11 protein-coding genes and 2 tRNA genes are annotated in these 14,842 nt (G+C 45.3%); 11 read left to right on the top strand and 2 right to left on the bottom strand.

What is annotated here, in order from left to right:
- Window positions 1-3,537, bottom strand: a complete 3,537-nt coding sequence (gene mfd / locus ICN35_RS01740) for a transcription-repair coupling factor (protein WP_216123767.1) — start codon at window positions 3,535-3,537, stop codon at window positions 1-3.
- A gap of 23 nt (window positions 3,538-3,560) precedes the next feature.
- On the opposite strand from mfd, the gene ispD reads away from it, so the two are divergent.
- The 10 genes from ispD (at window position 3,561) to ICN35_RS01690 (ending at window position 13,454) form a co-directional block, all read left to right on the top strand.
- Entirely contained in the window at window positions 3,561-4,328 is a 768-nt protein-coding gene (gene ispD / locus ICN35_RS01735; RefSeq protein WP_216123765.1) for a 2-C-methyl-D-erythritol 4-phosphate cytidylyltransferase, read from the top strand.
- A 10-nt stretch (window positions 4,329-4,338) separates the two neighbouring features.
- Window positions 4,339-4,842, top strand: a complete 504-nt coding sequence (gene ispF / locus ICN35_RS01730; protein ID WP_215317918.1) for a 2-C-methyl-D-erythritol 2,4-cyclodiphosphate synthase — start codon at window positions 4,339-4,341, stop codon at window positions 4,840-4,842.
- Between the two features lie 28 nt (window positions 4,843-4,870).
- Window positions 4,871-5,461, top strand: coding sequence for a malonic semialdehyde reductase (locus tag ICN35_RS01725; protein WP_216123763.1), 591 nt, complete (start codon window positions 4,871-4,873; stop codon window positions 5,459-5,461).
- A 67-nt stretch (window positions 5,462-5,528) separates the two neighbouring features.
- Window positions 5,529-5,615, top strand: a tRNA-Leu gene (locus ICN35_RS01720).
- Window positions 5,616-5,672: 57 nt separating this feature from the next.
- The gene (gene tig, locus ICN35_RS01715) at window positions 5,673-7,010 is read left to right on the top strand and encodes a trigger factor (RefSeq protein WP_216123762.1); all 1,338 of its coding nucleotides are present in this window, start codon (window positions 5,673-5,675) and stop codon (window positions 7,008-7,010) included.
- A 31-nt stretch (window positions 7,011-7,041) separates the two neighbouring features.
- A complete protein-coding gene (gene clpP, locus ICN35_RS01710) occupies window positions 7,042-7,671 on the top strand; it encodes an ATP-dependent Clp endopeptidase proteolytic subunit ClpP (protein ID WP_215297184.1) in 630 nt (209 codons plus the stop codon).
- 35 nt (window positions 7,672-7,706) lie between these two features.
- Complete coding sequence (gene clpX, locus ICN35_RS01705) at window positions 7,707-9,068, top strand: ATP-dependent Clp protease ATP-binding subunit ClpX (protein WP_216123755.1); 1,362 nt, start codon at window positions 7,707-7,709, stop codon at window positions 9,066-9,068.
- Window positions 9,069-9,257: 189 nt separating this feature from the next.
- The gene (gene lon / locus ICN35_RS01700; protein ID WP_216123753.1) at window positions 9,258-11,690 is read left to right on the top strand and encodes an endopeptidase La; all 2,433 of its coding nucleotides are present in this window, start codon (window positions 9,258-9,260) and stop codon (window positions 11,688-11,690) included.
- 116 nt (window positions 11,691-11,806) lie between these two features.
- Window positions 11,807-11,882, top strand: a tRNA-Val gene (locus ICN35_RS01695).
- Window positions 11,883-11,990: 108 nt separating this feature from the next.
- On the top strand, window positions 11,991-13,454 hold the full coding sequence (locus ICN35_RS01690; protein WP_216123752.1) for a peptidylprolyl isomerase: 1,464 nt from the start codon (window positions 11,991-11,993) through the stop codon (window positions 13,452-13,454).
- A 47-nt stretch (window positions 13,455-13,501) separates the two neighbouring features.
- Here ICN35_RS01690 and ICN35_RS01685 read toward each other — a convergent pair whose 3' ends face one another.
- Window positions 13,502-14,161, bottom strand: a complete 660-nt coding sequence (locus ICN35_RS01685; RefSeq protein ID WP_216123748.1) for an arylesterase — start codon at window positions 14,159-14,161, stop codon at window positions 13,502-13,504.
- 8 nt (window positions 14,162-14,169) lie between these two features.
- Between ICN35_RS01685 and ICN35_RS01680 the strand changes: the two genes are divergently transcribed.
- Window positions 14,170-14,838: an ABC transporter ATP-binding protein gene (locus ICN35_RS01680; RefSeq protein ID WP_370625648.1), complete on the top strand. Its 669-nt coding sequence runs from the start codon at window positions 14,170-14,172 to the stop codon at window positions 14,836-14,838.
- Window positions 14,839-14,842: the final 4 nt, after the last annotated feature.

Genomic DNA, 14,842 nt, shown 5'->3' with positions numbered 1-14,842 from the left:
CTAAATGATAGTGCTTAGAACGGCTGACTCGTTTAAGCGGCGCAAAACTTGTCGAATGACATCCAAGCGCTGCTCAAGCTTCTCAAACTCTCGGTCTTTTTGGGGCAGCACTTTTAACTTATCTTGGCCATTTAGCTGAATGTGTTTTGATGACTGAATCAACTGAATAATCTTCATTGGATCAATCGGTGGGTTTGGAATGAATTGAATTTGGATTGAAGCTGTGCTGGCATCTATTTTCTTAATACCAAAACCAACCATTTCTAAACGCAGGCGGTGGGTTTCATAAAAAGATTTGGCTTGGTCTGGCAAATCGCCAAAGCGATCTACCAACTCTTCACGTAGACCCATCAATTCGGAAAAATCATTACAACCAGCAAAGCGCTTATATAAAGAGAGGCGCTCATGCACGTCAGGGCAATAGTCTTCAGGGAACAGGGCGGGCACACCTAAATTGACATCGGTAGTGGCTTGCAAAGGAGAGAGCAGATCTGGCTCTTTACCACTTCGCAGAGACTTCACCGCTCGATTAAGCATCTCGGTATATAGCTGAAAGCCAATTTCATGAATTTCGCCCGACTGTTTATCCCCTAAGACTTCCCCAGCACCGCGTATCTCTAAATCGTGCATCGCTAAGTAGAAGCCAGAGCCAAGCTCTTCCATGGCTTGAATAGCATTCAAACGCAATTGGGCTTGTTTACTGAGGGCCTCAGGATTAGGTACCAATAGGTAGGCATAAGCTTGATGATGAGAGCGACCAACACGACCACGTAGTTGATGTAACTGCGCTAAGCCAAACTTGTCCGCACGATGCATGATGATGGTGTTGGCTGTAGGTACATCGATACCGGTCTCAATAATGGTGGTACACAGCAGAATATTGGTGCGTTGAGTGACAAACTCACGCATGACAGATTCAAGCTCTCTTTCATGCATTTGCCCGTGAGCCACACTGATACTCGCCTCAGGAATGAGCTCCTGCAAAGCGTGTTTACGATTTTGAATCGTTTCTACTTCATTGTGCAAGAAGTAGACCTGACCACCACGCTTAATCTCACGCAGGACAGCTTCACGAATGACGCCATCTCCTTCACGACGAACAAAGGTCTTAATTGCTAAGCGTTTTTGTGGTGCCGTTGCGATAATGGAGAACTCGCGCAGTCCTTCCATTGCCATCCCCAATGTTCTTGGGATGGGTGTAGCCGTCAAAGTCAGAATATCAACTTCTGCACGTAAGGCTTTGAGCGCATCCTTTTGACGGACCCCAAACCGATGCTCTTCATCCACGATGACTAAACCCAGATTAGCAAATTGCGTTTCTTTAGAGAGCAATTTATGGGTGCCGATAATGATGTCGGCTTCTCCTTTGGCGATCGCTTCAAGCGCTGCATTAATTTCTTTCGTGGTCTTAAAGCGAGATAGCTCAACAATTTTCACCGGCCAATCAGCAAAGCGATCTTTCCAAGTGGCGACATGTTGTTCGGCAAGTAAGGTGGTTGGAGCCAAAATGGCAACCTGTTTGCCACCCATTACGGCGACAAAGCTTGCGCGTAGAGCAACTTCTGTTTTGCCAAAGCCAACATCACCGCACACTAAGCGATCCATTGGAGTGCCGCTAGTCATATCGCCTATCACTGCTGTAATGGCGTTGGCCTGATCGGGTGTTTCTTCAAAGCCAAAACTTTCAGCAAATGCTGCATAGTCATGGGCTGAGAATTCAAACGCATGTCCTTTACGAATGGCTCTAGCTGCATAAAGGCCCAAGAGTTCTGCAGCCGTATCACGAATTTGTTGAGCAGCCTTCCTTTTGGCTTTATCCCACTGACCAGAGCCCAGTTGATGCAAGGGTGCCGAATCGGGGTCAGAGCCCGCGTAACGGGTCACCATCTGTAATTGCTGAACGGGTACATACAGTGTTGCTTGTCCCGCGTATTGCAAGTTCAAGAACTCTTCAAAGATGGGCGCTTCTTTAGTTGGGGCAAGATTAAGTAGAACTAAGCCTTGGTATCTACCGATCCCATGTTCTGCATGTACTACCGGGTCGCCAATCTTGAGCTCAGACAAATCCTTAAAGAGCATATCGGGATCAGCATTTTCTGAACCTTTACTCTTACGTCTTTGTCTTGCTGTTGAGGTAAATAATTCTGCCTCTGTAATAACCAGTACATTTTCTGCTTGCCAAAGAAAGCCATTAAAAAGCGGGGCAGTCACTAAGCCAAACAGAGCATCACTTTTCATGAAATCAGCGATGCTTTCAAAGCCTTCAGGCTTGAGCTGGAAAAGCGGCTTACCATCTTGACCAGTTACAGAATTACTTTCCTCAAGCAATTGCCGAATAGATTCTTTACGTCCCGCACTATCACTACAAATCAGGATGCGGAGTTTCTCTTGAGCAACAAGCTGGCGCAAGCGCGCTATCGGATCAGTATCGCGGCGATGAACAGCAACATCAGGAACGGGTAAAAATTGCTTGGCCTCATTCTCTTCATTGTCTAAAACTAAGCGGGCATAGGGCTTAGTGGTGGTGAAGAATTCATCCACATCGAGAAATAATTCTTTTGGCGGAAGAATTGGGCGATCTAAGTCATGTTTGAGAAATTCATAGCGAGAGAGAGCGTCTTTCCAAAAACTGCGAATAGATTCTTCTGCATTGCCAACGTTGACTAGCCAAACCGGATCACCCGATCTGGGGAAGTAATCAAATAGACTGGACTGCTCTTCAAAAAATAAAGGTAAGTAGGATTCGATGCCGGCACTGGGTATACCTAGGTTGGCATCCTTGTAGATGTTGCAACGGGTTGGATCGCCTTCAAATACCTCGCGCCAACGGCCTCTAAAGGCAGTGCGTGCTTCATCATTAAAGGGAAACTCGTGACCCGGCAGTAATCGAACCTCTTTTACAGGATACAAACTGCGTTGTGTATCAGGATCAAAAGAGCGAATTTGCTCGATCTCATCACCAAACAAATCGAGACGATAGGGCAAGCTGGAGCCCATGGGAAATAAGTCGATGAGGCCACCACGAATACTATATTCACCTGGTCGCATAACAGCGCTGACAGGGTCGTAGCCTGCTTGTTGCAATTGCAGTCTTAAGGCTGATACATTGAGCTTATCGCCTTGTCTGAAGAAAAACGTGTGACCTGATAAAAATTGCGGGGGACCTAGACGCTGTAGCGCAGTAGTCACTGGAACTAAAACAATGTCACAACTTCCATTGAGTAACTCATAGAGGGTGGCGAGTCGCTCCGAAACTAAATCTTGGTGTGGCGAGAAATGATCGTAGGGGAGGATTTCCCAATCAGGCAATAAGCGGACCTTGAGTTGCGGGGCAAAAGCAGGAATCTCTTCAACCAGTCTTTGGGCTTCTTGAGCTTGGGCACAGAAAATCACCATGACGGAGAAATCGTTGCGGTAGCGCAGGGTGGATTGGGCAAGCAAAGCCGCATCAGCTGATCCTACTAGCCCCGAGAAGGTAAAGCGCTGCCCAGCCCGCGGCGCAGGTATGGGAGGTACTAGATTTAATGCATCAGACATCTGTGCTCATTATAGAATCAGGCATGGGCTCAGGAAATCAATCTACAGTGAAATGCCATGCACTCTTGCCAACCGCAGGGTCTGGTTCTCGACTAGGCGGTGAGCTTCCTAAGCAGTTTCAGCAGTTGGCAGGAAAGCCGATGTTGGCTTATGCCCTTGAATCTTTCATGCTTTCCCCCCAAATCGAGTCTATTTGGATCGGCGTTGCCCCTGGTTTTATTGATAACCCCATTCTCAAGACTCTTGCCGATGGCATGAATAGTAGCGAGAACGGTAAGCCCATTCATTTTTTACCAACCGGTGGGCCCACTCGCCAAGAAACCGTTCGCAATACCTTGAGCGCATTGTTGAAATCAGGCATCTCTGCTGACGATTGGGTATTAGTTCATGACGCAGCCCGTCCTGGTATTACTCCAGCCTTAATCGATAAACTCATCACCTCTGTCGTGAAATCATCATCAGGCGGCTTATTGGCCATCCCATTAGCAGATACTTTGAAGCAAGCCGATCTTGATTCTGTGATTGCTGGCAATATGCCACATGCAGAGAAAACAATTCCTCGTAAACATCTTTGGCAAGCTCAAACGCCACAAATGTTTGGCCTAAAAAAATTACACGATGCGCTGCAAGATGCCATTAGACAAGAAGCAGATGTCACTGATGAAGCCAGTGCAATGGAGTTATCAGGCGTTAAACCACTACTCATCGAGGGCGCCACTCGCAATTTCAAAGTGACTCATCCAGCCGATTGGGAATTAATGCAATTGCTTTTGAACTCTAGTCATTCATAAAGATCTAGCTATGACACAAACTACTCCTCACATTCCTCAGTTCCGTATTGGTCAAGGCTATGACGTGCATGCTTTAGTGGCAGATCGCAAGCTTATTCTTGGCGGAGTGCATGTCCCTTACGAGAAGGGCTTGTTAGGGCATTCAGATGCCGATGCGTTGTTACATGCACTGACAGATGCATTGCTAGGCGCTGCAGGCTTGAATGATATTGGTCAGTTATTTCCTGATACTGACCCACAATTCAAAGATATGGATAGCCGCATATTAATTAGAGCAGCATTACAAAAGATTCAAGCTGCTGGATATCATGTGGGCAATGTGGATGCCACTATCATCTGTCAAAAACCAAAGTTAGCTGAATTCTTACCAGAGATGGTTCGTAATATTGCCCATGATCTTGCCGTTACACCAAGTCATGTCAATCTCAAAGCCAAGACAAATGAATCTCTTGGACATCTTGGTAGAGGCGAGGGTATTGCAGTGCACGCCGTGGCATTACTCTACAAGTCATAATATTTTCTCAATCTCATTGGAGCAGTTCATGGGTCATTCCATTGATCAAGTAGCACTAAAGCAATTATTTATAGATGCACGCACGCATAATGCATGGCAACCAAAATCCGTCAGCGATGAGCAACTGAAGCAAATTTACGAGCTCTATAAATTTGCACCCACATCAGTAAACAGCAATCCAGCCCACATTCTTTTTGTCAAAAGCCCAGCAGAAAAAGAGCGTCTAGTAGCCTGCGTTAATCCAAGTAATGTGGATAAAACCAGAAGTGCACCAGTAACTGCCATCATTGGTATGGATCTGGATTTTTATGAACAGCTACCCAAGCTTTTCCCCCATGTAGATGCGAGAAGTTGGTTTATCGGGAAAGATGACTATATTCAGTCAACGGCTTTCAGAAACTCTAGCTTGCAAGGCGCTTATTTGATCTTGGCTGTTAGAGCCCTAGGCCTAGATTGTGGCGCTATGAGTGGCTTTGATGCTGATAAGGTAAACGCGGAGTTTTTCCCTGGCGGCAGTTTAAAAGCGAACTTTTTGCTCAATATTGGCTATGGAGATGCCTCTAGCTTGATGCCACGTCATCCCCGCCCATCCTTTGATGAGGCCTGCAGGATCCTATAGACCCTCAAGCATTGTAGAATTACGGTCTTTAGAGTGAAGTTTAAGCTCGGTAGTGTTTGCGGATATCGCGAGGATGGCGAAATTGGTAGACGCACCAGGTTTAGGTCCTGACGCCAGAAATGGTGTGGGGGTTCGAGTCCCCCTCCTCGCACCACAAGATTGCTACTTGGCTTGGACTTCACATTTCCAGATCTTCAATTAAGAGACGAGAATGGCTGTGCAGATAGAAAATTTAGGTTCGTTAAACCGCAAAATGACTTTGGAATTCGCTCGTGCTGATTTGACAAAAGCACGCGAAGCTCGTTTGGCTAAAGTTGGTAAGACCATGAAAATGGCCGGCTTCCGTCCAGGTAAGGTGCCTAAGAATATTGTTGAAAAGCAATATGGCATGCAAGTGGATTTCGAACTCCAGTTTGATAAAGCTTCTGAACTCTTTTATGAGCAAAGTCAAAAAGAGGGCGTTAAGCTGGCCGGACAACCTCGTCTAGAACCAAAGAGCGAACTCGATGCTGACACGATTGTGTTTGATGCTTTCTTTGAAGTACTGCCTGAAGTCAAGGTCGGTGATTTCAGTAAAGCGGAAGTAACTAAGTACACCACTGAGATTGGTGACGCAGAAATAGATCGTGCACTTGACGTATTGCGTAAACAACAAGTGCATTACCACTCCCGAGGCGAGGCTAGCCCCCATGGTGATGGTGGTGCTAATACTGCCGCGCAAAACGGTGACCAAGTGATTATCGACTTTGTTGGCAAGATTGATGGCGTTGAGTTTACTGGCGGAAAGGCAAAAGACTTCGAATATGTCTTAGGTGAAGGGCGCATGCTTCCTGAGTTTGAAGCGGCTACCTTAGGATTAAAGGTTGGCGAGAGTAAGGCATTCCCACTGAGCTTCCCGGCGGATTACCATGGCAAAGATGTAGCCGGTAAAACTGCAGAGTTCACCATTACTGTGAAGTCTGTTAACTGGGCACACTTGCCTGTAGTAGATGATGCGTTTGCACTTTCCTTAGGTGTAACCGAAGGTGGCGTTGCGAAAATGCGCGAAGAAGTAAAACAAAATTTAGATCGCGAAGTAAAGCGTCGCATTACTTCCTTATTAAAAAGTGAAGTCATGGACAAAGTGAATGAATTATGTGAACTCGATGTTCCTAAATCATTGGTTGCGTCTGAACAGGAACGCTTAGTTCAAGATGCGCGTGAAGACCTCATTCAACGCGGCGTGCCAAACGCTAAGGATGCCCCAATCCCGCCAGAGATTTTTGCTGAGCAGGCACTCAAGCGGGTGCGCCTTGGTTTGATCTTAGGCGACTTGGTAAAGCAAAATAACCTGGCTGCTACGGCCGACCAAATCAAGACTGAAATTGATGAACAGGCAGCTACTTACGAAGATCCTAAAGAAGTAGTTCGTTGGTTCTATAGCAACCCAAGCCGCCTAAAAGACATTGAAAATCTGGTGTTAGAAGACAACATGATTAAATATTTTACATCTTTAGCTAAAGTGAACGATAAGGCGATTAGCTTTGAAGAGTTAAGCAAGCTAAACTAAGTTGTCATTTATTTAATAAAAAGGCCTCAATATGATCCAGAATCAATTTCAATCTGAAGATTTAGAACCGAAAGGATTGGGTTTGGTTCCGATGGTTATCGAGACCTCGGGTCGGGGTGAGCGTGCATACGACATTTATTCACGCCTCCTAAAAGAGCGCGTTGTGTTTTTAGTCGGTGAGGTGAATGATCAAACGGCCAATTTGGTGATAGCGCAGTTACTATTCCTTGAAAGCGAAAATCCAGATAAAGACATTTCTTTATATATCAACTCACCAGGTGGATCTGTATCTGCTGGTTTGGCGATATACGATACGATGCAATTTATCAAACCAAACGTCAGTACCTTGTGCATGGGTATGGCAGCCAGTATGGGTGCATTCTTATTATGTGCCGGCGAAAAAGAGAAACGCTACGCTTTGCCAAACTCTCGCGTCATGATCCATCAGCCTTTGGGTGGCGCACGCGGACAGGCTTCAGATATTGAAATTCAAGCACGTGAGATTCTGTATTTACGTGAGCGTCTTAATAAGATCTTGGCTGATCGCACTGGCCAATCAATCGAAACGATTGCAAAAGATACTGATCGTGACAACTTCATGTCTGCTGAACAGGCGCGTGATTACGGTCTGATCGATAAAGTGATTGAAAAGCGCCCTTAAGCGCTAGACCTAACTACACTGATTGAGCGAATACTTTGAGCGATACAACGAGCACCAATTCAACTGATAAAGTTTTGTATTGCTCCTTTTGTGGCAAGAGCCAGCACGAAGTCAAAAAGCTGATTGCTGGCCCTTCTGTATTCATCTGTGATGAGTGCATCGATCTTTGCACCGATATTATTCAAGAAGAGATTGCCAAACTTCCTAAAGAAGAGGGTGATGGTTCTCTGCCAACCCCACATCAGATTCGTGAAAACCTTGATCAGTATGTGATTGGTCAAGAACACGCTAAGAAGACTTTGGCTGTAGCTGTTTACAACCATTACAAGCGTTTGCAATATCTCCCTAAGCCTAAAAAAGTGAAGTTAGATAAGGACGGCAAACCTGTTGAGGCGCTTGACAAAAAAGAACCCAAGCTTGCTGCTAAAGCGATTGTGGATGGAGTTGAGTTGGCAAAGAGCAATATTTTGCTGATCGGACCAACTGGTTCCGGCAAAACATTGTTAGCGCAAACATTGGCTCGTATGCTCGATGTACCTTTTGTGATGGCTGATGCAACCACATTGACTGAAGCTGGCTACGTTGGTGAAGACGTAGAGAATATTATTCAAAAACTTTTACAAGCGTGCGATTACAACGTTGAAAAAGCGCAGCGCGGTATTGTGTACATTGATGAGATCGATAAGATTTCTCGTAAGTCAGATAACCCATCGATTACGCGGGATGTATCTGGTGAGGGCGTTCAACAAGCTTTGTTAAAGCTGGTTGAAGGTACGATGGCCTCCGTGCCACCACAAGGTGGACGGAAGCATCCAAACCAAGATTTTCTACAAGTCGATACCACTAATATTTTGTTCATCTGCGGCGGTGCCTTTGACGGTTTAGAAAAAGTGATTCAGCAACGTACCGCTAAAACTGGTATTGGCTTCAATGCTGTCGTTCCTGGTAAAGACGATCGCGGTGTCAGTGATTTGCTGGTTGAAGTTGAACCAGAAGATCTGATTAAATTTGGTTTGATTCCCGAATTGATTGGTCGCTTGCCTGTCGTGGCTACATTGGCTCAGCTTGATGAAGAGGCTTTAATTCAAATTCTGACTGAACCCAAAAATGCACTGGTAAAGCAATATCAAGCCTTACTGACCATGGAGGGCTCCGAGCTTGAAGTCCGTCTTGAAGCGCTTTCGGCTATTGCTAAGAAGGCTATCGCCCGCAAAACCGGTGCACGTGGCTTGAGATCTATCCTGGAGGGCTCCTTGATGGATGTGATGTACGACTTGCCATCCTTAAAGAATGTTCAAAAGGTCGTGATTGATGAATCGAGTATTGCTGAGGGCGGGAAACCCTTATTAGTCTATAAACAAGATCTCGAAAAATCCGATTTAAGCAAAAAAGCCTAATTTTTCAGTCTTTTTGCCATTTATTTGGCCTATTTGCCTCTTTTCTGCGCCTTTTCCCCTTGAATTTCAGTAAGTGCTACCCATATAGGTAGTATGCTATTCAAAATATCGTCTGTATTTAGTGGCTATTTAATCTCATAGCACTAGAAGAAGACCCTTGAGGATTGATTACTTTGGAGGAATTGCCTAATGCCTGGCCACTTATTACTACCCTCTGAACCGATTCAACTACCGTTACTGCCCTTACGGGACGTAGTTGTCTTCCCCCATATGGTGATCCCCCTATTTGTGGGTCGCCCAAAGTCCATTAAAGCACTAGAGGCCGCGATGGAAACGGGTAAAAACGTCCTTTTAGTAGCGCAAAAGACTGCTGCTAAGGATGAGCCTGTTATTGAGGATCTCTATGAGGTCGGTTGCATTGCCAATATTCTGCAAATGCTTAAATTACCTGATGGCACCGTGAAGGTGCTTGTTGAGGGGGTACAACGTGCTGAAGTGAGCCAAATTGAAGATAGCCTTGGTTACTTCAATTGCGAAGCTACGCCAACGGCTTTAAATGCCATTGATGCCCATGAAACTGAAGCCTTGCGCCGCGCCATCATGGCTCAGTTTGATCAATACGTAAAACTGAATAAAAAAGTTCCGCAAGAAATCTTGTCATCGCTTGGTGGCATTGATGACCCAAGCCGTCTTGCCGACACGATTTGCGCACATTTACCAGTCAAACTGGAGCAGAAGCAACGCTTACTGGAGATGACTGATGTTGTTCAGCGTCTCGAAAGCCTCTTGGCTGATCTTGAAAGCGAGATCGATATTCTGCAAGTGGAAAAGCGCATTCGTGGACGCGTGAAGCGCCAAATGGAAAAGAGTCAGCGCGAGTACTACTTGAATGAGCAAGTCAAAGCGATTCAGAAAGAATTAGGCGAGGGTGAAGAGGGTGCTGATCTCGAAGAGCTCGAGAAGCGCATTAAAGCGGCTCGTATGCCTAAAGAGGCTTTGAAAAAAGCAGAATCAGAATTGAAGAAGCTCAAGTTGATGTCGCCTATGTCTGCTGAAGCTACCGTGATTCGTAACTTCATTGATACCCTGGTCAATCTTCCTTGGAAGAAAAAGACCAAGATCAATAATGATCTGACTAATGCTGAAAAAGTATTGGATGAAGACCACTATGGTTTAGACAAAGTCAAAGAACGCATTCTGGAATATCTCGCAGTCCAACAACGCGTTGATCGTGTCAAAGCGCCGATTCTTTGTTTAGTTGGTCCTCCTGGTGTTGGTAAAACATCTCTAGGTCAATCGATTGCTCGTGCAACCAATCGAAAGTTCGTGCGTATGGCATTGGGTGGTGTGCGCGATGAGTCTGAGATTCGTGGTCACCGCCGTACCTATATTGGTTCTATGCCGGGCAAGATATTGACTAGCTTAACCAAAGTAGGTGTGCGCAATCCATTATTCCTCTTGGATGAAGTGGACAAGATGGGCATGGATTTCCGTGGTGATCCTGCTAGCGCCTTATTGGAGGTTTTGGATCCCGAACAAAACCATACGTTCCAAGATCATTATGTCGAGGTTGATTTTGATCTCTCAGATGTGATGTTCGTTGCCACCTCTAATTCATTAAATATTCCCGGCCCATTGCTTGATCGTTTAGAAATCATTCGTTTGGCTGGCTATACCGAGGATGAAAAGACCAGTATTGCTGTGAATTATTTAATTCCAAAGCAAATCAAGAACAATGGTTTGAAAAAGGATGAATTAAAGATTGAAGAGAGTGCTGTACGCAATATGATTCGCTACTACACTCGCGAAGCTGGTGTGCGTTCCCTTGAAAGAGAAATTAGCAAGATCTGCCGTAAAGTAGTTAAGCTTTTGCTCTTGAAAAAAGAAGCTGCGCCAATTGTTGTCAATGCAGATAATTTAGAGAAGTTCTTATCTGTCCGCATGTATGACTTCGGTTTGGCTGGTAAAGAGAATCAAGTTGGTCAAGTGACTGGTTTGGCGTGGACTGAAGTAGGCGGCGATCTTCTGACAATTGAGGCTGCGACGATGCCCGGTAAAGGTGTTATTACTCGCACCGGTTCGATTGGCGATGTCATGAAGGAGTCAGTCGAGGCTGCACGTACTGTGGTTCGCTCTAGAGCAAAACGTCTGGGTATCACAGATGAGGCATTTGAGAAGAAAGATATCCATATCCACTTCCCCGATGGTGCAACTCCTAAAGATGGCCCTTCAGCTGGTATCGCGATCACTACTGCGTTGGTATCCGTATTTACAGGAATTCCCATTCGATCTGATGTGGCCATGACTGGTGAAATTACTTTGCGAGGTGAAGTACTTCCGATTGGCGGTTTGAAAGAGAAACTATTGGCTGCTCATCGTGGTGGTATTAAGTTGGCCTTGATACCTGAAGAAAACGTCAAAGATCTGATTGATATTCCAGACAACGTTAAGAATGCGATCGAAATTGTGCCAGTTCGCTGGATTGATAAGGTTCTTGAGCTCGCTTTAGAGCGCATGCCAGAAGCACTGCCTGATCCTACTCCTGAAGAGTTGGCTAAGAAAGTCACTGAGGCAAGTAAAGCCAGTGAAAGTGTCTCTTCCGGAGATATTCTTAAGCACTAAACTAAGTTAGGTAGAGGGCCCAGTGATCATCAAAGCCACACTGTATTTGAGGGCGGTTTTGATGGTTTTCATGTGAAAACCCACGCTTAGGTTACAATCTCACCTGTAATATTTTGGGGCGCTTAGCTCAGTTGGTAGAGCGTCTGCCTTACACGCAGAATGTCGGGAGTTCGAGCCTCTCAGCGCCCACCAAATATTCACCATCTATAGCCTTTTCTCGGCTTTCTGATTTATATCTCCTGTGCCTAGTAAACTCTTACTATCCCTGCTTATTTCTAATCTTTACTAGCGATCTAATTCATGTTTGATACCGTCCGTAAGCATCAAAAATTACTTCAGCTCGTGCTGATGTTGTTCATTGTTCCGTCATTCGTCTTTTTTGGTATTTCGAGCTATTCCAGCTTCATGGACAAAGAGACGGATTTGGTCAAAGTCAACGGCAAACCGATTACTGCGCAAGAAGTCGATAACGCTGCTAAGCGACAGGCTGAACGTGTTGGCGGTAATTTGCAAATTGCCCAAAGCTTGCCATTTAAACAGGCCATCTTGAATGAATTGCTGCAACAACGCATCCTCGGTTTTGCTGTAGTTGATCTTCGTATGCAAGTTGGTAAAGAGGCTTTGATTAAGAGTCTGCAAGGTATTCCTCAAATTCGTGCTCTCTATCGTCAAGATGGCAGTTTTGATGGTGTTCGCTTCAAGCAACTACTGGCTAGCAATGGTTTAAATGAAGAGCAGTTTTACGCAAGTCAGGCTTTTGATTTACAGATTGGGCAATTAGTTAACTCCGTCGCACGGACTGAGATCGGCACACCGAAACTATCTGAAATTGTTTCTACGCTCTATGAAACAGAGCGTCAAGTTCAAACCCTGTCGTTTACTGCTAAAGACTATTTGAGTAAAGTGAATCCCAGTCAAGACGAACTACAGGCTTTCTATAACGCGAATGCTAAGTTATTTGAAAGCCCTGAGTTTATTGACGTGGAATATATCGTTCTGAAGGCTGATCCCAAAGAAGATGCCAAAGCATTTAGCGAAAAGGCAGACCAATTTGCCAATATGACTTATGACCAATCTGATAGCCTGAAACCTGCTGCTGATAAATTAAAATTATCGATTCAGACGCAAAAGGGATTGACCCGCTCTGGCGTCACTGGTGTTTCTAGAGAACATCCACTAGCAAATCCAAAAGTGGTCCAGTCATTGTTTGGTGATGAGGCATTGAAGAACAAACGTAATACTGAAGCTGTACAAACTACCCCTGGTGTTTTTGTTTCTGCTCGGGTAGTCACATTTCATCCTGCACAAATTTTGCCTTATCAAGATGTTGCCGCTGAAGTGAAGCGTCAGGTTAGTCAGCGTGCTGCAGAAAAATTAGCGGTGGCTGCTGCCGCAGAAAAATTTGGCACTTTACAAAAAGACCCAAAGAATTCCAGTGGCTTTGCCAGCCCATTTTGGGTTTCACGTAATAAGCCCGCTAATCTAGTTGGACCAGCATTAGATGAGGTCATGTCTATTCATCCTGATCAATTTCCCAAAGTGGTTTCTCTCAGCGTTCCGGGTGTTGGCGCAACCTTATATCGGGTAGATCAGGCGCGACAGCCTACAGGCTTAGATGCCAAGATTCATAAAGCTCAAGCACAGCAAATTCAGGCTTTAGCATCTCAATCTGAGTTTGCTGGTTTTATGGCTTACTGGCGTAATGCGGCTGTTGTAAAGGTGATCAACCCATTGAAGCCATCATCAACTGGTGCTGGTAGTTAGATCTGATAGCTAGTTCTGAAAGTAGATCCAGAACGTTGGACTGGTCTTTACTGTGATGGTTGGAGAAGTTTTTGATATGGGGCCATAGCGCCCCATACGTTTTTATAGAGGATGGATTGTGCCGCAACATTGGGGTGAATGTTATCCGCTTGAAATAGTTCTTTATTAGCTGCAACGCCATTTAAAAAGAAGGGTAATAATTCAACCCCTTCTTGGACTGCGAGTGTTGAATAGAGTTCTTTGAATTGTTTAGTGTAATGTTGCCCATAATTGGGCGGTATTTGCATCCCTAATAGTAAAACCTTTGCACCAGTTTTTTTGCTCAATACAATCATTCTTCGAAGGTTATTTTGTGTTTGCTCAATTGATAGTCCGCGTAATGCGTCGTTTGCGCCGAGCTCTAACAAAACCATTCCTGGTTTTTTAGACTCTAGGAGTGCTGGTAGGCGAGCGAGACCCCCCGAAGTAGTTTCTCCGCTAATGCTGGCATTAAAAACTGTCCAAGGACTAAATTGTTTTTGTAATTGCCCTTCAAGAAGCTTGACCCAGCCTGACCCTTTGGGTAAGCCATATTCAGCTGAAAGGCTATCGCCCATGACCAAGATCACAGGATTGGCGTGAATCGCTGTGGCAATGGGGATTAACAGGCAAAATAAGCCTATTGATAGCAATTGCTGTTTTTTGCAGGTCCACCAACTTTGAATCATTTATGAGCATTCCAACAAAAGTATTGAGCGCAAATCATCTCGGAAAACAAGTGTCATCTAGCGATGGCTCATTAACCATTTTGCACGACATTTGTTTTGATATTACACAGGGAGAAAGTGTCGCCATTACTGGAGCCTCAGGATCCGGTAAAAGTACCTTGTTAGGCTTGCTGGCTGGACTGGATCTGCCAAGCTCTGGAAACGTTTACCTGATGGGTCAAGATCTCAATACTCTAGATGAAGATGGACGGGCAAAGCTACGCGCTTCCCATGTGAGCTTTGTATTTCAGTCCTTTCAGTTGTTATTTCATTTAACTGCCTTAGAAAATGTCTTATTACCAGCACAGATGAATGGCCGCAAAGATGCTAAGGCTGAAGCGGTGGCTTGGCTTGAAAAGGTGGGTTTGCAAGATCGCCTCAATCATTTCCCCAAAACCTTGTCTGGCGGTGAGCAGCAACGGGTAGCCCTTGCTAGAGCCTTTATTGTCCAGCCTGACATTCTTTTCGCCGATGAGCCGACTGGCAGTCTTGATGAGGCCAGCGGAGAGAGGGTGATTCAGTTACTGTTTGAGCTCAATCAAGCCAGCCAATCTACCCTCATATTGGTCACCCATGATCCCGCCTTGGCCAATCGGTGCCAGCGCCAGCTACACCTGCAGGGTGGTCGCCTAGTGTAGGCAA

It is taken from the genome of Polynucleobacter sp. es-GGE-1 (assembly GCF_018882005.1).
GTDB lineage: Bacteria > Pseudomonadota > Gammaproteobacteria > Burkholderiales > Burkholderiaceae > Polynucleobacter.
Note: the sequence above shows the minus strand (reverse complement) of the source record. Positions and strands in the feature narration are given on the sequence as shown.

Excerpts from the sequence above, each read along its gene's own strand:
- ispD (WP_216123765.1), top strand. The coding sequence starts at position 3,561 with ATGGGCTCAGGAAATCAATCTACAGTGAAATGCCATGCACTCTTGCCA.
- mfd (WP_216123767.1), bottom strand. The coding sequence starts at position 3,537 with ATGTCTGATGCATTAAATCTAGTACCTCCCATACCTGCGCCGCGGGCT.
- ispF (WP_215317918.1), top strand. The coding sequence starts at position 4,339 with ATGACACAAACTACTCCTCACATTCCTCAGTTCCGTATTGGTCAAGGC.
- ICN35_RS01725 (WP_216123763.1), top strand. The coding sequence starts at position 4,871 with ATGGGTCATTCCATTGATCAAGTAGCACTAAAGCAATTATTTATAGAT.
- tig (WP_216123762.1), top strand. The coding sequence starts at position 5,673 with ATGGCTGTGCAGATAGAAAATTTAGGTTCGTTAAACCGCAAAATGACT.
- ICN35_RS01690 (WP_216123752.1), top strand. The coding sequence starts at position 11,991 with ATGTTTGATACCGTCCGTAAGCATCAAAAATTACTTCAGCTCGTGCTG.
- lon (WP_216123753.1), top strand. The coding sequence starts at position 9,258 with ATGCCTGGCCACTTATTACTACCCTCTGAACCGATTCAACTACCGTTA.
- clpP (WP_215297184.1), top strand. The coding sequence starts at position 7,042 with ATGATCCAGAATCAATTTCAATCTGAAGATTTAGAACCGAAAGGATTG.
- ICN35_RS01685 (WP_216123748.1), bottom strand. The coding sequence starts at position 14,161 with ATGATTCAAAGTTGGTGGACCTGCAAAAAACAGCAATTGCTATCAATA.